Genomic DNA, 19,630 nt, shown 5'->3' with positions numbered 1-19,630 from the left:
TCGAAACTATTTTTCCGGATTCTATTATTTTGAGCCCCGGCGCAGGTTCTCTATCGAACACTCCGGCAGGCTCCAGAAAGGACACCAAACTTATGCAGGTTCCAATGTCATCCTATCTTGTGGAAATCAAACCACAGATTCAGGAACTGATCCGTCTGCTCGAGCGCGAATTCGATTATGTCAGCGTGCTCTGCACCGATGTCAAAGGTACGACCTACCGCGTCAGCATGCATCAGACCACCGTCGGCGATTATCACTTCTGTGAACGCGGCTTCGTTGTCCGTGCATGGCAGGACGGTTCCTACACCGAATATTCCTTCAACAACCTCACCGATGCCGCAGATCTTGCGGAGGAAATTACTTCCGCGCTGAAATCCGAATTTCAGGCATTAAAGGCACTCGGCATCGCGCAGATGGAGTCTCCTCTCGTGCAGGAAGAAGCCATCACCAAAACGATGCAGAATGAAATCGAGATTGACCCGGAGACCGTCTCCGCAGAGGAGATTCTCTCCCACCTTCGGAAGCTCTGCGACGTCGGCGCTGCCCATGAAGGAATTCTGGAATTCCAGAGTACCGTCAGCTTTGCCCGTGTCAACAAGCTGTTCCTCTCCTCCAAAAAGGATCTGATGCAGTCCTACGCTTTCTCGGAGGGCTCCCTTTCCGCAATCGGCACAGAAAACGGAAAACAGAATATGTCGTACCGTTCCTGCTCCGGCCTGAAAGGCGTGGAAATCTTAAATGAGATGGATGCGATTGTTGAGGAAATCATCGCCGTTCTGTACGACAAGCTCCACTCCGATCCGGTCACCCCTGGCATGTACGATGTCATCACCGCACCGGATGTCACCGGCGTGATTGCACACGAGGCATTCGGCCACGGTGTCGAGATGGATATGTTTGTCAAAGACCGCGCACTCGCCAAAGAGTATATCGGCAAGCCTGTTGCCTCCCAGCTCTCCTCCATGCACGACGGAGCAGTCGGCGCACAGCAGGTCAGCAGTTATCTTTTTGATGATGAGGGAACGCTCGGCACCGACACCACGGTCATCGACCACGGTACACTCGTTACCGGCATCAGCGATCTCGTAAGCGCACTCCGCCTTGGCACCACGCCGACCGGAAACGGAAAACGCGAGAGCTTCGAGCGCAAAGTCTACTCCCGTATGACCAACACCTACTTCACCGCAGGCACAGACAAACTCGATGATATGATCGCTTCGATTGAGCACGGCTATCTTCTCGAAAGCGTTCAGTCCGGTATGGAAGACCCGAAACACTGGGGCATCCAGTGCATGGTCGGACTCGGCCGCGAGATCAAAGATGGTAAGCTGACCGGAAAAGTCGTATCTCCTGTCACCCTGACCGGCTACGTTCCGGATCTCTTAAAGAGCATCTCCATGGTTTCCGACAAAGAAGAGCTCTTCGGCTCCGGCATGTGCGGAAAAGGTCACAAAGAATGGGTCAAAGTCAGCGATGGCGGCCCGTATCTGAAATGTAAAGTGAGGTTAGGCTGATGAACGAATTATACAATGTATTAAAAACAAGCAAAGCCAGCGACTTTCTGATCCGCGAAGAGCAGACCGAATCCCGCGAGGCATTTTTCATCGGTCAGAAGCTCGACATGAGCCGCGCGAAAAAAGTAACTCATACGTTTCTGACCGTCTTTGTCGACAGTGAGGATGGAAAATTCCGCGGAAGCGCAGAAAAAGAGATCCACCAGGGCATTTCCCGCGAAGAAATGAAGCAGGAAATTGACCAGGCGCTGTTCGCCGCACAGTTTGTGCAGAACCCATGGTACCCTGTTGCAGAGCCATCGGATGCCCAGGCAAGCGCCGACACGGCTGATGCTTCCCGCGATCTTACCGCTGAACTCGTAAAACTGGTGCAGGCTATGCAGGAAATCAAGGCGGAAGAGGATTCCCGTGTAAACTCATATGAGATTTTCGTCAACCAGAAGCAGACACACATCCGCAATTCCCGCGGTGTCGATGTCACCTTCTCCGGCTTTGACTGCGAGATCGAGGTTGTCACAAACTCCCGCAAGGATGATCATGAGATTGAGATCTACAAGGATCTCCGCTTCTCCGACAAATCTGCCGAGAAGATCATCGCCGAAGTGCGCGGAATGTTCCACACCGGCCGCCAGCGTCTGAATGCTGTTCCGACCCGCCAGAATGAGCATGCTGATGTTCTCCTGACCGGAAATGCCGTCGGCAGTTTCTTCCAGTATTTTGCCATGCATACCAACGCTTCTTATCAGTATATGGGCGTTGCAAAAGCAAAAATCGGCGAAGCCATCACCGGCGCAGATGCCGATCCGCTGAATATCCGCCTCGTGCCGACGCTCGACGGCTCTGCCAAAAACGCGCCGTACGACGAAACCGGTAGGCCGGTAGCCGAGCGCGTTCTGTTTGAAAACGGCATCTGCCGCTCCTACTGGGGCAGCCTTCAGCATGCCCATTATATCGGCATGAAGGATACTACTTCCATGAATAACATGGTAGTTGAAGGCGGTTCGAAAACACTCGACGAGCTGCGCAGCATGCCGCATATAGAAATCACCGATTTCAGTGCGTTTGATATGGATGCCGTAAGCGGCACCTGCGGCGGTGAGATCCGGCTCGCGTATGAGAGCGACGGAACCACCTCCCATCCGACAACCAGCGGATCACTTTCCGCCCGTTATGACGATGTGCTGAAAAATCTGACTTTCTCGAAAGAGACACAGCAGATAAACAACCGCGTGGTACCGTGTGCGGTACTGCTGCGGGATGTGACGGTGGCGGGAAAATAATTTTTCATTCTGCAGCATACGAAAAAGGAGCATCTCCAGGTTTCAAGTTCGAAACCGGAGATGCTCCTTTTTAATTTTCTGTGTTTATGTTCAGTCTTTTCTTCGTCTTCTGGATTTCTTTTTGCTTCCAAAATCCGGAACAACGACCAGGGTGTTAAGACCCAGATAAGTTTCAACATCTTCTGCCGTTTTGATATTGTCATTCAGCACAGTCTGCAGTGTCAGAATTGCCAAAACAAGAACAAAATTTCTAAACAGTAATGGGGTCTGACCCCAATGTGGTTATTTATAATCGTGTGTTTTCAGTGTTGTCGTAATCAGGTTGTGGACCGGCGTATCGTCTTCCACGGCCAGTATCAATGTCTTATTCATTTAAATTCACCTCACTGAGCGGCAGCGTAAAACGAAAATGACAGCCGTGCGGAGCGCAGTCACGAAGCACCAGTTCCCCGCCATGCGCATTTACAATGGAGCGGCACAGCGCCAGCCCAAGGCCAAGGCTTCTGCGGCTGTCACTCACCTTATTTTTTCCGGAATAGAACATTTCAAATACATGCTCCCTGCACTCCGCCGGAATGCCGGGTCCATTATCCTCCACCGCAATCCATACGTTTTTTTCTTCTTTTCCGGCTGTAATCCGGATCTTGGATCCTGCCTGTGTATATTTTACTGCATTGTTGATCAGGTTTACCAATACCTGTACAATCAGCTTTGCATCCATGCGGGCGAGCAGTACATCTTCCCCGCAGTCCACCGTAATTTTATGTTCGTTTTTCCGCCGTTCTACATGGCGCAGCGCCTCACGGACTACATCCTCAACCACCTGATCGGATAACTGCAGTTTTACACTTCCATCTTCTATTTTCGTAAGCGCAAGCAGATTTTCCACCAGTTCAATCAGCCATCCGGCATCCTCATAAATATCCGAAAAAATCTGTTTCCGCATCCCTTCGTCCAGTGCGTCAAAGTTACTGATCAAAGAGTCTGCATTGCCGAGAATTGATGTCAGTGGTGTGCGCAGATCATGGGAAATCGTCCGCAGCAGATTCACCCGAAGCTGCTCATTTTTCGCCATGACTGCCGCCTCTTCTTTTTCTCTCGCACTTTGTTCCCGATCCAGTGCCATGGCGCACTCTCCCAGAATAGAAAGCAGGATACTGTTCTCAAACGCATCCAGTGGCTTTTGTCCGATGAAAATGCCGATCACACCATATCTGTTCTGTGCCGCATAGATGGAAAGGTACAGATACGGTTCTTCAGAAAAACGTTCTGTCATAGCTCCCGCCCGTTTCCGGTTTTTCAGAACCCACTGCAGGATTTCCTGTTCTTTCACATTAAAAACTTTTTCTGATTTTATTCCTGTTTCGGCGTTATAAAGAGTTCCCTGCACAATGCCGTTTTTCTTTTTTTCTACCGGCGCCACAACCAGATTTCTTCCCAGAAGCTTTATCAGCTGCGTTGCCGTAATATCAAAAATTTCTGACGCATCCTCTGCCTTTTGCAGAAGCTGGCTGGTATTAAAAAGAATCTTGGTTCGAAAGGCATCTCGTGCAGAAAGCTTTGCATTTTCTTTCAATTTTAAAGCAAGCGTACTGGTCAGGATTGAAGTGCCAAGCATGATCGCAAAGGTCACCGGATAGCCGGAACCATACGCATACAACGAAAGCCTTGGCTCTGTCATAAAATAATTAAACAGGATAACACTTGCCACAGAACTGATTACACTACAGGTATAACCGCTGGTCAGAATAGATGTCAGCATGACGCCAAACAAATATACGGTAATGATATTGGCATCGGTAAAACCGAGCCGAAAAAAGATTTCTCCAATTCCGGTCGCAGCAGCCAGAATCAGAACCGTAAGCATCAGTTCTTTCCAGGAAGGCAACTCCATCCACTCCAGAAATTTTTTTCGTTTCTGATATCTCCGGTACACGTCTGAGTCTGGAATGATGTGAATTTCCAGATCAGGCACAAGATCCGTCAGACGCTCGGTCCACACCCTTCGCTGATGGAAATAGCCCTGCTTCATCATGCTCTTTCCAATGACAATCCGCGTCACCTCGGAAATTCTTGCGTATTCTGCAATCTGCAGGGCAATATCCTCACTGTGTGTCGTTACAATTTCTGCCCCGCTCTGCTCTGCCAGACGAACATGCTTCTGCAGCCTTGCCAGATCCTCCGGTGTTTTTTCTGTTTTTTCTGCTGTCTGCACATACAATGCCGTAAAGCCGGCCTGAAACGCCTGTGCCATCTGCGCCGCAGTCCGAATAATTTTTTCATTGGATGGCGAAGAGGACAGACACACCAGGATATGCTCTTTTTTTTGTTTTTCTTTTTCCAACTGTCTCACCCCACCTCCTATTGTAGATCATAAATGAAGAGAAAGCTATAGTCAGGAAATCTTTTTTTCTCCCGTTCCCTGTTCTTGTTTTCTGTTTTCCGTGAAATTTTGTCCCGTTTCCGGTTCCTCTCTTCTGTTTTCCGTGAAAAATGTCTCTATCTGATCCACGAGCACACCTCCAGACAAAAAACCGACCAGGGTAACGAAGAGCAGTCCTACACTTAACACAGAAATCACCTCTCTTTCAGATTCGAAAACATTTCTGGATCGCTTTATATTCACCAAGAACCAATATGGTAGCATCGCCATCCAGAACTGTCTCCGGAGACACCGCAACATCTGTTTTTCCATATTTTCTTGTTGCCAGAATATTAATACCGTATTTTTTCCGGATATCCAGCTGGCCGACATTTTTTCCAATCCAGTTCTCCGGGATTTCAACCTCAAAAATCGCATACTGACTGTCAATTTCAATATAGTCAAACACATGATCCGAGCTGTAACGAATTGCTGTCCATTTTGCCATCTGTTTTTCCGGATAAACAACCTGATCCGCTCCGTTCCGCAACAGGAATTTTTCCTGTACATCCCGTTCTGCCCGGGACACGACCCATTTTGCGCCCAACTCCTTCAAAAGACACGCGGTTTCCAGCGAATCCTGAAAGCTGCTTCCGATCGTCACAATACAGACATCATAATTTCCCACACCAAGGGATCGCAGAAAGTCTGCATTGACACTGTCACCGATCTGTGCATTTGTCACATACGGCATCACGGCGTCGATCCGTTCCTCATTTCGGTCTACCGCCATCACCTGATGTCCAAGCTGATTCAGATGCATGGCAATATGTCTCCCAAATCTTCCTACTCCAATCAGTAAAATATTTTTCATCTCATCTCTTCCTCTCTTCTTATCCTACATTTATTTTTTCCAGCGGCATTTTTGCATGTGCGCTCTTTCTCCCCGGCATCGCAGCATAAACAAGCGTCAGACCGCCAACCCTTCCAAGAAACATCAGTGCGATCAGAATTCCTTTCGAAAGAACACCGAGCTGCGGCGTAATTCCAAGCGTCAGGCCAACCGTTCCAACAGCAGATGCTGTCTCAAACAGACACTCAGAAATCGGCAGATTTTCTGCCACACTGATCACCATTCCTCCCATCAGCACCAGAAAAAGATACATCATCAGAATCGTAGATGCATTTTTTAATACCTCCTGGCCCACCCTGCGTCCAAACATCTGTGTGTCCTCTCTCTGACGGAACGTAGCAGACGCATTAGCTGTCAGCACGGCAAATGTGGTAATTTTCATTCCGCCAGCCGTTGATCCCGGTGCTCCGCCAATCATCATCAGAACAATCATAATCGCCTGGGAAGCACCTGTCATCCCGGAAAGATCTGCCGTATTAAATCCGGCCGTTCTTGTTGTCACGGACTGAAACAATGCGCAGAGCGTCCGCTCCTTGACCGGCATTCCGGCGAAATCCCGGAAGAAAAAGAAGGCCGCCGGAACAAAAATCAGAAACAGACTTGTAAGCAGGATCACCTTGCTTTGCATGCAGTACTGACGAAAATGGTATTTTTTTGTATAGATATCATCCCAGGTCAGAAATCCGATTCCACCTGTTACAATCAGCCCCATAATCGTAAGATTAACCAGTGGATTTCCCACATAAGAAGTCAGGGACGGATACAGATGATCCGTTTTTCCAAGAAGATCAAATCCTGCATTGCAGAATGCGGATACAGAATGAAACAACGCCATCCAGATTCCTTTTCCGCCGTAATCCCGTAAAAAAACAGGCAGAAGAAACAACGCCCCCAACAGTTCAATTCCAAAGGTTCCTTTGAGGATAAAACGCGTCAGGCGCACAATTCCGCCCACCTTCGGGGCAGAAATCGCATCCTGCATCGTGCTTCGCTGCATCAGGGAAATTTTTCTCCCGGAAAGCATCGCAATCGAAACAGCGATCGTAACCACACCAAGACCGCCGATCTGAATGAGCAGCAAAATCACGCTCTGTCCAAAGACGGACCAGTAGCTTCCTGTATCTCTGACTGCCAGTCCTGTCACACAGGCGGCTGATGTTGCAGTAAACAGTGTTTCTGTAAATGGCGTTACATTTCCTTCCCGCGAAGCCACAGGAAGCATCAAAAGCAGTGCTCCTGCCAGAATTACCCCCGCAAATCCAAGAATGATAATTTCAAACGACGACCATTGTTTCCTGTATCGCAGTTTTATACTCCACATTTCTCTTTTTACTCCTTCTTTTTGATTCCTCCTTATTTTAGAGACTTCCGCTTTAAAAACGTATAAATACCTTTTCCATGGCATTAAGATTGTATAAAGATTTTTCGAATTTCAAACCAAAAAACAGGAACCGCCCAAAAGTTTCCCACAACAGTAATGGGGTCTGACCCCAATGTGTGTATATTCTTCTTTTATCGCAGTAACGCATTAGTTGGTTAAACTACCGATTTTTCTCCTTTTGAAAGTAGATTCTTTTGTCATAAATATCAAAAAAAGTATTTACAAATCCTTACGTATCAGTTATTATGTATATAATCTATTGAGAAGTTCGTGCAGAATTATGCAATTTTGTTTTTAATAAATACTCTGTTTCCTTTTCCAACGGCATTTTGTTGACTTTTTACGTCAAACAGAACGGATCAAAGGGTAAAACACCAAATTTTTTCACAAAAAATCACTCAACGTAATTACAGATGAACTCGGATCCCTATCCCGAAAAAACATCGCACCTTATTTTCGAAAGGAGATATCAATTTTATGTTTCATTTTCTAAAAGGAAAGAACAAAGAAAATGTTCTTTACGCACCTTGCAAAGGAAAAGTAGTTCCGCTTTCCGAAGTCCCGGATCCTACCTTTTCCGAAAAAATCCTGGGGGACGGATTTGCAGTGATTCCGTCTGAGGGAAAAATTTATGCACCGACAGACGGTGAAATAGCCATGGTATTTGATACTCTTCATGCCATCACGCTCATAAGCAGCTCCGGAACCGAAATCCTGATCCACATCGGCCTGGATACGGTTACACTAAAGGGCGCACCGTTTACCGCACACGTTGCAGCCGGCGATCAGGTCAAAAAAGGAGATCTTCTGATGGATGTCGATCTGGACAAGATCACCGGGGCCGGATTGAACACAGTCACTCCGGTACTGATTTGCAATACCGATGATTACGGGAAAATCAGCTTGAAAAAAGAGGGCGAAGTTTCCTTAGACGAAGCCGTTCTCAGTATTTCCTGATCTTTTTTTGATCTTTCGTCAGATGAATCTTCATCCTCTTCTTTTATGAAATGTACGCTTGAAGTCTTTTCTCACTTGCTTTTGTGAAATGCACTCTCAATGTCTTTTCTGCACTTGCTTTTGTAAGTATATTGGATGGATTCGGTAAATTCACGTATCTAATTGGAGGTATCCAGTTATATAAATTATCTTTTAAGGAGGGAGAAATATATGAAATTTCTTCAGAAACTAGGGAAAGCCCTCATGCTTCCTGTAGCAGTACTGCCGATCTGCGGTATCCTGATGGGTATCGGATACCGGCTGTGTCCGGCAACGATGCAGGGCGGCGAGATCTCGGGCGCAGTAAACCTGATCGGTCTGTTTCTCGTAAAAGCAGGAGCAGCTCTGATCGACAACATGGCAATTCTCTTTGCAATCGGCGTTGGTGTCGGTATGTCAGAAAAGAATGACGGTACCGGCGGAATCGCAGCTCTGGCATCCTGGCTGATGATCACAACACTTCTTTCTACCGGAGTTGTTACAACTATCATCCCGTCCATCGCTGAGAGTGCTACAAAGACGCTGGCCTTTGACAAGATCGAAAACCCGTTCATCGGTATCCTGGCCGGTATCATCGGATCTGCCTGCTATAACCGTTTCAAAGACACCAAGCTTCCGGACTGGTTATCCTTCTTCAGCGGCAAACGCTGTGTAGCAATTGTTTCCGGTGTTGTTTCTATCGTTGTATCTGCTGTTCTGTTACTGGTATGGCCATTACTGTTCGGTGCTCTGGTAGCAATCGGTAAATCTATTGTCAGCCTTGATGTTGTCGGTGCCGGTATCTATGCATTCCTGAACCGTCTGCTGATCCCGACCGGATTACATCACGCTCTGAACAATGTATTCTGGTTTGACACGATCGGTCTTGGTGACTTGAAGCACTTCTGGGCTGGTGAAACATCTGCTGATGTAACCTGGAGCCTTGGTATGTACATGTCCGGATTCTTCCCATGTATGATGTTCGGTATTCCTGGTGCTGCACTTGCTATGGTAAGATGTGCAAAACCTGCAAAGAAAAAAGCTGCGATCGGTCTGGTAGCTTCTGCTGCAGTCTGCGCATTCATCTGTGGCGTTACAGAACCTTTTGAGTTCGGATTTATGTTCCTTGCTCCTGTTCTGTACGTAATCTATGCATTACTGTATGGTATCTTTACTATGATCACAGTTGCTCTCGGCTTCCGTGCAGGATTCAGCTTCTCCGCCGGTGCTATGGACCTCCTGTTCTCATCCTCACTGCCCGCAGCACAGAAAATATGGCTGATCATTCCGCTTGGAATCGCAGCATTCCTCGTATTCTACTTCGTATTCCTGTTTGCTATCAAGAAATGGGATCTGAAGACTCCTGGACGCGAAGATGACGATCTCGAAGCAGAGAAAAAAGTAGAACTGGCAAGTGATAACTATACCGCAATCGCAGCTAAAATTCTGGAAGGCTGCGGCGGAAAAGAAAACATCACAAGCATTGATAACTGCGTTACAAGACTGCGACTGGAAGTGAAAGATATCACTGCCGTAAACGACAAGGTAATCAAATCTGCCGGCGTGGCAGGCGTGATCAAACCTGGCAAAACCTCTGTACAGGTTATCGTTGGAACAAAAGTTCAGTTCGTAGCTGACGCTTTCTCCAAACTTTGTGAATAATATTTACCCAGGTAGTTCAAAAGGAGCATATCGCTGCTGCGGTATGCTCCTTTTAATTGCGCAAAGTTTTCCTTATTTTCTGCCCTTTCGCAGAGCAGGAACCCGGCTGTTGTTTGTCAAATGGCTGCTATCAAAACCAAAGGTCGGATTACTGGTGGTTCCGAAAACGTGTGCATATATGTGGGGAATCGCCGTGTGACCTCAGCTCTTGTTCTAAGCACCGAGCAGCTTTTCGGGACAGGTACAGCACAGTACATCGTTTCGTAAATGTATTTTTTTAAAATCTTGTTATGAAAAGGAGTGCGAAAAAACGTAACTTTGTTTTTTCGCACTCCCATTTTCTCTCCCAAAAAACGCCGCAGCTCTCGTCTTACTTCGCGCTGTCTGCATCAATCACGGACTGGATCTGTTTCATCAGCGTATCATAATTCTCCTGATTGTCGATTCCGCCGAGCATCGGTTCTCCCACAATATTTCCATTTCGATCGACTAAGATTGTGGTCGGAAATGCCATAATATCGGAAGCATACTTTCCTGCAGCGGAAGCAGAGTCAATGGAAAAATTGCGGTATTTCGCACCCTGGCTTTCAAGAACCGCTGCTGCTTCTTTGATCGCATCCTGATTTCCGTCGAAGGTTTCTGTGTTGATGCCTACAACCTCGCCTCCCATGGATTTGATTGCATCGTTTAATTCGTTCAGCTTGGATAACTCAGCAACACAAGGCTTGCAGCCGGTAAACCAGAAATTCACGACCGTTACCGCATTTTTGGAAAACAGACTTTCGTCAACTGTGTTGCCATCATAATCCTGACCCGAAAAATCCCGGAACGGAGATGCCTCTTCGGAATCGTTTTTCGCGTTGCTATCTTCCGATGCTGTATTGCCATTTTCCATTTCCGCTATCTGTTCCTCGATTTTTCGTATCGTTGCAATATCATCCGTCAGTGTATTCAGCTCGTCCTCTGAAAAAGAGTCCTTGTTGGCTTCAACCGTGTCTGCCAGATAATCCCCATAATTTCCGCTCGGATCAGCCGTGCTTTTATTCATCATGCCAAACACCTTATTCCATACATCCGCATGATCTGCAAAAATCTGGTTTTCCTGCTGATATAAATCGTCCAGCTTTGTGCCGGAAGCCCCTGCCGTTTCGGTTTCGGATTCCGCAACAGATCCCGTAACAGCTTCTGTGCCGGATTCCGTCTGTGTTGTCTGCGTTTTCTTTGTGTCTGCAGCCTCTTTTCCGTTGCATGCGGTAAGTAATAATGCTACGCTGAGTGTAAAAACAGGGATAAAAGTTCTTTTGGTTTTCATAAGTTATGGCTCCTTTTAAAAATAGTATTGTTTTAATCCACCGTCGATAAATTCACAGAGTCTGGCTTGTCATTTCATCCTTCGATGCTTCGCGATTTCTCTCCGGTGTCCTTTTTCTGACACGTTTTTCCCATAAACTGATAGTGGATCGCATCCTTCGGGCAGGCCTTGATGCAGGCTCCGCATCGGATGCATTCCGGATGATTTGGGGTCCGGCACACGTCGATATCCATTTTACATGCCCTGGAACACTGATTGCATCCGACACATTTGCTGTTTTCAATCGTGATATGTAAAAAGCTTACCTTATTAAATAAGGAATAGATTGCCCCAAGAGGACAGATCCATTTGCAGAAGGGTCTGTAAAACAAGATGCTGAGCACGACAACCGTAATCAGAATACCAAATTTAAACGAAAACAGCTTGCCCAGTGCAGACCGGATTGCGGCATTTCCGATGGAAAGCGGGATCGCCCCCTCCAGAACGCCCTGCGGACAAATATATTTGCAGAAGAACGGATCTCCCATCCCGATCGAATTCGTTGCAAACATCGGCAGAAGAATCACAAAAACAACAAGGATGATATATTTCAGATACCGCAGCGGCTTCAGTCTGGCCGTAGAGAATTTCTTTCCGGGGATTTTGTGAAGCAAATCCTGAAACCATCCAAACGGACACAAAAAACCACAGATGAATCTTCCCAGTGTCACGCCGAGTAAAATCAGGAACCCGGTTATGTAGTAGGAAAACTTAAATTTGGATGATCCGACAACCGCCTGAAAGGCTCCGATGGGGCACGCTCCCGTCGCGGCAGGACAGGAATAACAGTTTAGTCCCGGTACGCATACCGTTTTCGCTTTGCCCTGATATATTTTGCCCTGAAAAAAATTGGGGATATGAGGATTGGTAAGCAGTGTGGCCGCTGCCTGGATCCACCCGCGTATTCCGGCTATTTTCTTTGATAGTAACTTCTTTTTCTTATCCAATTCCGACACACTCCAGACATAATTTAATTGCTTTCCCAAGCACAGCAGCCGCTTCCCCTCTGACGGCGCCATAGCCCATCATTGCTATGCCTGTGATAACTAAAACAATTTGAGATATTTTTCTGCATTTCAAAATGTGGTTGCTCCTTTGATTTTATTGATTGACCAGCTGACTCTGATATTATACAATAGCTGTTGTAAAATCATTGTTAAGAAATGGGCAGGTGAAAAAAATTTTGAGATTATTAATCGTGGAAGATGAGAAACAAATGTGTGACACAGTTGCCAGAAGTCTGTACGCCGCCGGGTACGAGGTAGATACCTGCTATGATGGCGCGGAGGCTCTGGAATGCATCCTGGCAGAAAATTATGATCTGATTGTCCTGGATCTCAATCTGCCCGGCATGGACGGAATGGATCTTCTAAAAGAGCTCCGGAAGGAAAACGAAGAAACGAAGGTGCTGATCTTATCTGCAAGAGGACAGATTGCAGACAAAGTAGAAGGACTCGATGCCGGGGCAAATGATTATATGGAAAAGCCGTTCCATCTGCAGGAGCTGGAAGCGCGGATCCGCAGTCTGACGAGAAGAAAATTTGTACAAAAGGATGTCTGTCTGGAAAGTGGCGGGATCAAATTCGATACCATCAAACGAGAGGCCTATGCCAACGGAACCCTGGTTCCCCTGACAAGAAAAGAAAACGGCATTTTGGAATATCTGCTTCTTCACCTTGGCAGACCGGTAAGCCAGGAAGAATTGATCGAGCATGTCTGGGATGCCTCCGTGGACAGCTTCAGCGGATCCATCCGCGTCCATATGTCTTCTCTTCGCCGAAAGCTCAGGGCGGTACTTGGATACGATCCGATTTTAAATAAAGTAGGCGAAGGATATCAAATACGAGAGGAGTCCGACCGATGAAAAAAATATCACTGCAGTGGAGACTTACCTGTATCATTACCCTGTATATTGCGGTCATCTGTGGATGTCTGACCCTGCTTGTCTATAAAAACGGGATTTATTATATCGATTCCCTGCAGGAGACCGTAGATGCCCGGGGCGATGATGCCGAAGATCAGGGCGGAGACGGTGCCGCAGACGGTTCCGATCAAATCTATATCAGCATTCCGGAGGACAATTGGGATGAATTTGCCAGAGATTTCTCTGTTCAGGTGTACAACAACAAAGCAGACTACAAAAGAAACAGCCTGATCCTTTCCGCTTTATTGGCCCTTCTTGGCGGTGTCGCTACCTATTTTATCAGTGGCCATGCACTCAGACCCATTCGTGAGTTCTCCGAAAAAATCGAGGAGGTGCAGGCACAGAATCTGGCCGATTCGCGCATTGAAGAAAACAAAGTAAAAGAGCTGAACCAGCTTCGTATTTCGTATAACAAGATGCTGGAACGTCTCGCAGATGCTTTTGAAATCCAGAGACAGTTTACGGCAAATGCAGCACACGAGCTTCGCACTCCACTGTCTGTCATGCAGGTACAGCTCGATTTATACCATTCCACCCCGCATCCAGGCAATGACGCCGACACCTTACAAACACTGAAAATGGTGACAGAGCAAAACGGCCGACTCAGCAAAATGGTCAAGACACTGCTCGATATGAGTGAGCTTCAAACAGTAAGCAGGGATGAAACCATTGCCGTTGACGCCCTTGTCGATGAAGTACTGGTGGATCTGGAACCGCTTGCCCAGGAAAAGGAGATAAAACTGATCGGGAACTGTAAAGATACCACTATGGTCGGAAGTGACATTTTGATTTACCGGATGGTATACAATCTTGTTGAGAATGCAATCAAATACAACCATTTCGGCGGACAGGTTACCATAACCGCATACCGGAACGGAAAAAATATCTGCCTGTCCGTAGAAGATACCGGAAGCGGAATCCCGGCTGAATTAAAAGAACGCATATTTGAACCATTCTTCCGTGTAGATAAATCCAGAAGCCGCCAGCTTGGCGGAGTAGGCCTTGGGCTGGCCCTGGTTCGTGAAATCGTGCGCGTACATGACGGCAGAATAACCGTTCAGTCCAGCCCGTCCGGCGGAACGATCTTTGAGGTAGTCTTTACACAGTGACATCATCCCAAAAGCCAGTCGATGACATCATCTGTTCTGCAATGTCTGAAGTGCCGATTCCAGCGTATCTTCGTCCATTGCGTATTTTCCGTCCTGCATTCGGACAAGCGCGCCATATCTTTGTTTTTCATTATCCGTTAGTTTCGGAGCATACTCATATTTAAGGTCTTACCAAAACGGCGGGGCCTTGTAAAAAGATTTACCTTTCCCCAGCTGTCAAGAAGCTGTTCAATCAGTCTTGTCTTATCAATATAGTAAAAACCTTGTTGGCGAATTTCCTTAAAATCTTCGATACCAACCGGAAGTTTTAACGTCGCTGCCATTCTTCCACGCCCTTTCCGAAGCTACATTAACAGGCAAAGGATATTATATCCCAGTGCATTTTGATTTTACCATTTGGGAACTCAAATGGCAAGTTGATCCTATCTTCTGCTTTGCCTCGTTTACGGCACATCAATCAGTCCGAAGCGGTAGAACATTCCGTATATGTAGGTCACGCCCCGGATGTCGCCCAGAGCCTTTGGTCCACGCAACTCTAGGGGTCTGACCCTATGAAAATCTGAGTAGACGGGAACTATCGTACTGCTGGAAAACCCTGATAAAAAGCGAGTAAAACGGCAGCCGTCTCCTTTTCGAGACCCCTGCCGTTTTACTCGCTTTTTCTATTCATTTTCATAGGGCATACCCCCATGTGTCTCGTTTGCTAAGGTCATGGGAATATTAGGAAAATCTTTTAATCTTATCTTTGTATCAGAATTATAGTGATCTTCTTTTGGATTGACCGCCTTGGGACCGGTCCCCGATGTACTATAAGTTACAATATGCTTAACAATAGAATCCTATCTCATCCGTCACAAATGCCTCTTTCCATTTTGCACAAATAAAGAAAAACTGTGCTGATATAAATTCCATCAATTCATTCAGCTCTTTCTTGGAAATTTTACTTCCATTACTTGCCAAAATGCATCCACCTGACTTTGTAAGCCATATTTTAGTCGCATTTGGAGTAGGCTTACCTTTTGATATATGAACATGAATTGGTTCTCCATTTTCATTAGACCAAAAATATACCGTATATCCACATACCATAAACAATTTAGGCAATTTGAATCCCCCCATTCTCCGCATACCGGTATAGCAAATGAGCATTACTATGCAGGAGTTCTTCAAACATTGCTATTTCTTCATCCGAATATCCTTGGCGTTCTGTCCATTTGTAATCAGGCAATTCACACCTTGCCGAATCAAATCCATCTTCTGTTGGTCGTTCAAAGTTTACAATAACTTTTTTCATTCCATCTTTTTCAACAATTTGTGAATGAACAATCTCCGTTTCATCTGCCAGTGTCATATATGGATACATCATACAACGTCACCCCGTTTCTTATTTTTAAACTCATTATAGCATCATACCCTGTCGTTGTCATGTGATTAAAAGCTAAATTCTTTCACTGAAAATTTCAAAAGTAAATTCCATCGTCCGCTTATGCGGTGGAATTTACTCCTACATGAGTGGAGTTTAATCTTTCATATATTCGTGCTATGCTCATGAAGACCTTCTGACAGCAGTAGAAGGAGATCTCTATGAGTAAATATATTCCTGGTAACCAGAAACATCTTTCCCTTGAAGACCGTAAATACATTGAGCGTTCCCTGAATAACGGCAGCACTTTTAAAGATATCGCCCGCTTCTTATGCAAAGATCCTACAACTATTTCGAAGGAAGTGAAACTCCATCGTGTAAGTGATTGGTATCATAAAGGATCCTTCCTTAACGCTCACAACTTCTGCATTCATAGATATCACTGCAGAAAAACAAATGTATGCAGGAAAATCATACTCTGCAACATTAAGTGTACTTCCTGTCCAACCTGTAACCAAACCTGTCCTGATTTCGTTAAAGAACAGTGTAACCGTCTTGATAAGGCTCCTTACGTCTGTAATGGATGTCCGAAAGCCATCCATCATTGTTCCATTGCTCACAAGTACCGTTACGATGCTGTCTTTGCAGACCGCAAATACAAGGAATGTCTGTCTTCGTCCAGGGCTGGTATAAACATGACAAAGCATGAACTACGTCAAAAGGACATGGTCATTTCGCCTCTTATTTATCAGGGACAATCTGGAGATTCCACCTATGCAGATGCCTGCTTAAGCCGAATGACATCCAAGGCATATCGTCTTGAATTTCCTGGCAGAGATCGTAGAGTAAACAACGGTAACTAATAAACCTGCTGAGCTTTGCTCAGTTTGAAGCGGAATGGCGCTCCGTTCCTCTGGAACGGATGCGCAGTTCTTGCGGAATATGCACTATTTTAAAAAAATTACAGAATTTCTTTTTTATTCTTTTTATTTGTAATCTTATGTTCATTTCTTCTATTTTCAGAAGCTCTCATTCTTTTCTAATTCCCTGCATTTTCCAGAAAGCTCTTCCTCCAACGCTCTCACATCCCTGCAAATCTTTCCTTGGATCTCCTCTGTAAATTTTTCCGGCAATGGATCTCTCACCTTCAGCTCTTCTCTCACTTCGTCCCACCATAGAAACTCTCTATACTTGCAGATCACCTGCTCCACGCATTTTCCTATCCTCGTCTCTTTCCCACATTCCTCTGCCTTTTTCTCATTCTGTAAACTTGCATAATACAAAATCGTGACATTAAGCTCTTCTATCACCTTATTCATTTTCCTGCAGTCTACCTGGGTTCCATGCGAATTTTCTTTTTCTGCCTTACGTTTTCGTTCTTCCTCTTTTCTTTGCGTAGCTATTACTTCATCATATACAAACAACTCACCATCTTGGCTGATATATCCCACTTCGCTCAATACCAGTTTCAACAATTCCGGCGCTGCATGCAGTGTAGATGAAAGCTGCGATAGCTCCCACCGTTCTGCTCTCCTGATATATTCTTCCAATTGCTCAATAGTCGGTTTCTTCTCGATTCTTTTTCCAAATGACTTCTTCAGCCATCCAATACTCTGATAAATAAAAACTACCCGTGACGCCCAGTCGATTACATCAGCCAGGGAGTTTATTCCCAGCGTGTCCAATATCTGGGAACTGTGATATAAAAATGTTTTCCATCCCTGCAAAACCGCCTGCGCGATCTGTATTCCATCCCCGCCCATATTGTTGGCTTGTACAAGAATTCCTTTTTCCTCTGCCTCTGGAAATGTGCGAAGGAAATCCCGAATCGTCACCCTGTCATATGGGACATTCCATTCGACACTCTCCTCAAATTGGATATACGGAAACATTTTATAGCGTGTATAGCTATCCATATCATCTTTATAATACGTATAAAAAGAAACATGCCGAATCTCATGTCCATGCTTTTTGCAATAAGACACCAGATTTTCCGACAGCTCCTCCTCATGAATCAGGATCATTTCCGGAATACGATATTCCAGGCAATAGTCAATCTGTAAACTGCAGATCTGTCCATTTCCTTTTATATATTCCTGAAGTTTTTCTTCTGCATACGTTATATTTTCCCGAATTTTCTCTTCATAACCGTCCTCTACCGCTACTCCATGAAGCTGCCCCAATTCATCCTGATAAACTGGCGCAAAAGCAATCTCATCCACTTGCCGTACATATTCTGGATGATCCTGCAATAATTTTCGCTTTTCTTCTCCTATCTGCATCAATGTATACTCAGCATACGAATAAAATGCCCGATACAATCTATGAATCAAAAGAAAATACTTATAAAAAAGCGGGACACAGCAAAGTCTTGTATCTGCTACTCCATACTCTAACAAATCCTTTTTGGCCTTTTGTAACATCCTTTTTAGATTTTTATTCATCTTCAGATGTGTGGTCCCCAGAATTTCTGACAGATCTAAATAAATTTTTTCTTCATCATAATGAATCGGTATATGGCCATGCTGCATATAGTTTCGCAGAAAGTCTACAATTTTATACTCCGAATATTGATCATATGCTTTCGAAATGAAGTTTTTCTTAAAACTTTTATCCTTAGAAATATAGAATTCATCAAATTTCTCCATAGATTCTATCAATGTCCGCCCTGCGCTGACGGCATTGCAAAGCAACGCATTGATCTGAATCACATCTACAGTTTCTCCTCTCTTAGCGAATATACGATCGTCAAATTGTAAAGAGAATTTCTCAAACATATTTTCCAAGTTAAAAACCATCATACTATATAACTCATCCAATTCACAAATATGCTGTGACATGCTGAGATACCGCCGCAATATCTGTTCATGCTCCCATGGCAGTTTCTCAAGCTGTGTTCCTGGAACATTCAAAAAATCCATTGGAATATACGCTCTTGTATTCATTGACATCCCTCCAAACCTATACAATTCTTTCTTGGAAATGCAAACTTTTTGTATACGCAAATAACGCTCACAAACTTCTCAAATTTATTACTGTATATATACCCCGTACTTACAATATAATTTGATTTTAACACCTATGTTCCAGCATAACAATCAATTCATGACTTTTTGTTTTTTTCTTTTTATAATATTTTTTACTCGTGTTTCTTCCTATTATAATATCTTTTCTTTTAGCATTTACTTTCTACTCTTCTGTTTCTTCTCATACAGCTTCCTTGGTCCGTATTTATGCTATTGAAGACTTATATTCCAAGAATATTCAAATGAGCAGGAGGAACATCTTTATAGGCGTTCTATAACAGCACATTTATAGGGTCTAAATGCTAGTATTCTCAACTCACGCCTTCACGGAAGGCGACTGCAAATTCAAATAATTTTTGCTGCTAAACACTTCTTATTTTTATTAATTCTTTCCAAATTTCTCATTCTAGCTTTTCTTTTTCACCTAGCTTCTCTTCGCTTTTCTCTTCATCCTGTCATTTTCCGGTGCGAATCTCCCTGTATTTTTCTGTTTATTTACCTTTCGCACTCGAAACATGTACACTCTGTCATAATATTTAATTTGCTTCATTATATCTCTCCACTAATTTTCTATCAACTGAAAATATGTTTTAATTTAATCTCTTTGCTTTTTAAAATTAACTTACTAAAGTTTTTTGTTATTTTTTACTGGCATCGTAAGATGCCAGTAATTAAATTTATAAAATTCTAATAATATCCGAACTTTATCTGATAATTGTAAGTAGGTAATCATCCGTATATTGACATTTTATAAAAGCCATCTGATACTG

At 44.8% G+C, this 19,630-nt stretch carries 15 protein-coding genes and 3 pseudogenes; 7 read left to right on the top strand and 11 right to left on the bottom strand.

Annotated elements, in window-relative coordinates; translation table 11 throughout:
- Positions 1-92 precede the first annotated feature (92 nt).
- Together DW769_RS14675 and DW769_RS14670 are read left to right on the top strand one after the other, a co-directional pair.
- Positions 93-1,514, top strand: coding sequence for a TldD/PmbA family protein (locus DW769_RS14675; protein WP_118750563.1), 1,422 nt, complete (start codon positions 93-95; stop codon positions 1,512-1,514).
- The gene (locus DW769_RS14670) at positions 1,514-2,794 is read left to right on the top strand and encodes a metallopeptidase TldD-related protein (RefSeq protein WP_118750562.1); all 1,281 of its coding nucleotides are present in this window, start codon (positions 1,514-1,516) and stop codon (positions 2,792-2,794) included. Before DW769_RS14675 ends, DW769_RS14670 begins: the two co-directional genes overlap by 1 nt.
- 285 nt (positions 2,795-3,079) lie before the next feature.
- On the opposite strand, the pseudogene DW769_RS17335 reads toward DW769_RS14670, so the two are convergent.
- The 4 genes and pseudogenes from DW769_RS17335 to DW769_RS14650 form a co-directional block, all read right to left on the bottom strand.
- Positions 3,080-3,166 (bottom strand): annotated as a pseudogene (locus DW769_RS17335) (DNA-binding response regulator); the annotation flags it as partial.
- Entirely contained in the window at positions 3,159-5,147 is a 1,989-nt protein-coding gene (locus DW769_RS14660; RefSeq protein WP_118639959.1) for a DUF4118 domain-containing protein, read from the bottom strand. The pseudogene DW769_RS17335 and the gene DW769_RS14660, both read right to left, overlap by 8 nt.
- A gap of 235 nt (positions 5,148-5,382) precedes the next feature.
- Positions 5,383-6,030, bottom strand: a complete 648-nt coding sequence (locus tag DW769_RS14655; RefSeq protein ID WP_022462603.1) for a potassium channel family protein — start codon at positions 6,028-6,030, stop codon at positions 5,383-5,385.
- A 19-nt stretch (positions 6,031-6,049) separates the two neighbouring features.
- Positions 6,050-7,390: a TrkH family potassium uptake protein gene (locus tag DW769_RS14650; RefSeq protein ID WP_117804786.1), complete on the bottom strand. Its 1,341-nt coding sequence runs from the start codon at positions 7,388-7,390 to the stop codon at positions 6,050-6,052.
- A gap of 537 nt (positions 7,391-7,927) precedes the next feature.
- Here DW769_RS14650 and DW769_RS14645 point away from each other — a divergent pair.
- Together DW769_RS14645 and DW769_RS14640 are read left to right on the top strand one after the other, a co-directional pair.
- The gene (locus tag DW769_RS14645) at positions 7,928-8,407 is read left to right on the top strand and encodes a PTS sugar transporter subunit IIA (RefSeq protein ID WP_117804787.1); all 480 of its coding nucleotides are present in this window, start codon (positions 7,928-7,930) and stop codon (positions 8,405-8,407) included.
- Between the two features lie 210 nt (positions 8,408-8,617).
- On the top strand, positions 8,618-10,087 hold the full coding sequence (locus tag DW769_RS14640; RefSeq protein WP_117804788.1) for a PTS transporter subunit EIIC: 1,470 nt from the start codon (positions 8,618-8,620) through the stop codon (positions 10,085-10,087).
- 370 nt (positions 10,088-10,457) lie between these two features.
- Here DW769_RS14640 and DW769_RS14635 read toward each other — a convergent pair whose 3' ends face one another.
- From DW769_RS14635 to DW769_RS17330, 3 genes are all read right to left on the bottom strand, one after another.
- A complete protein-coding gene (locus DW769_RS14635) occupies positions 10,458-11,399 on the bottom strand; it encodes a TlpA disulfide reductase family protein (protein ID WP_118750561.1) in 942 nt (313 codons plus the stop codon).
- A gap of 74 nt (positions 11,400-11,473) precedes the next feature.
- Entirely contained in the window at positions 11,474-12,385 is a 912-nt protein-coding gene (locus DW769_RS14630; RefSeq protein WP_118750560.1) for a 4Fe-4S binding protein, read from the bottom strand.
- Complete coding sequence (locus tag DW769_RS17330; protein ID WP_055218540.1) at positions 12,378-12,521, bottom strand: CD1871A family CXXC motif-containing protein; 144 nt, start codon at positions 12,519-12,521, stop codon at positions 12,378-12,380. Before DW769_RS17330 ends, DW769_RS14630 begins: the two co-directional genes overlap by 8 nt.
- Positions 12,522-12,654: 133 nt before the next feature.
- On the opposite strand from DW769_RS17330, the gene DW769_RS14620 reads away from it, so the two are divergent.
- Positions 12,655-13,302, top strand: coding sequence for a response regulator transcription factor (locus tag DW769_RS14620; protein WP_243105462.1), 648 nt, complete (start codon positions 12,655-12,657; stop codon positions 13,300-13,302).
- Positions 13,299-14,471, top strand: coding sequence for a sensor histidine kinase (locus DW769_RS14615; protein ID WP_118750559.1), 1,173 nt, complete (start codon positions 13,299-13,301; stop codon positions 14,469-14,471). The genes DW769_RS14620 and DW769_RS14615 overlap by 4 nt, the downstream gene beginning before the upstream one ends.
- 140 nt (positions 14,472-14,611) lie before the next feature.
- On the opposite strand, the pseudogene DW769_RS14610 reads toward DW769_RS14615, so the two are convergent.
- The 3 genes and pseudogenes from DW769_RS14610 to DW769_RS14600 all read right to left on the bottom strand — a co-directional run.
- Positions 14,612-14,794 (bottom strand): annotated as a pseudogene (locus DW769_RS14610) (AAA family ATPase); the annotation flags it as partial.
- A 502-nt stretch (positions 14,795-15,296) separates the two neighbouring features.
- Entirely contained in the window at positions 15,297-15,575 is a 279-nt protein-coding gene (locus tag DW769_RS14605; protein ID WP_055227426.1) for a DUF4160 domain-containing protein, read from the bottom strand.
- A complete protein-coding gene (locus tag DW769_RS14600; protein ID WP_055227428.1) occupies positions 15,568-15,837 on the bottom strand; it encodes a hypothetical protein in 270 nt (89 codons plus the stop codon). Before DW769_RS14600 ends, DW769_RS14605 begins: the two co-directional genes overlap by 8 nt.
- A 218-nt stretch (positions 15,838-16,055) precedes the next feature.
- On the opposite strand from DW769_RS14600, the pseudogene DW769_RS14595 reads away from it, so the two are divergent.
- Positions 16,056-16,595 (top strand): annotated as a pseudogene (locus tag DW769_RS14595) (helix-turn-helix domain-containing protein); the annotation flags it as partial.
- Between the two features lie 258 nt (positions 16,596-16,853).
- Here DW769_RS14595 and DW769_RS14590 read toward each other — a convergent pair.
- A complete protein-coding gene (locus DW769_RS14590) occupies positions 16,854-18,779 on the bottom strand; it encodes a hypothetical protein (RefSeq protein WP_118750558.1) in 1,926 nt (641 codons plus the stop codon).
- Between the last annotated feature and the right edge of the window lie 851 nt (positions 18,780-19,630).

Source organism: Blautia sp. AM29-29 (genome assembly GCF_003480555.1).
Taxonomy (GTDB): Bacteria; Bacillota; Clostridia; order Lachnospirales; family Lachnospiraceae; genus Fusicatenibacter; species Fusicatenibacter saccharivorans.
Note: the sequence above shows the minus strand (reverse complement) of the source record. Positions and strands in the feature narration are given on the sequence as shown.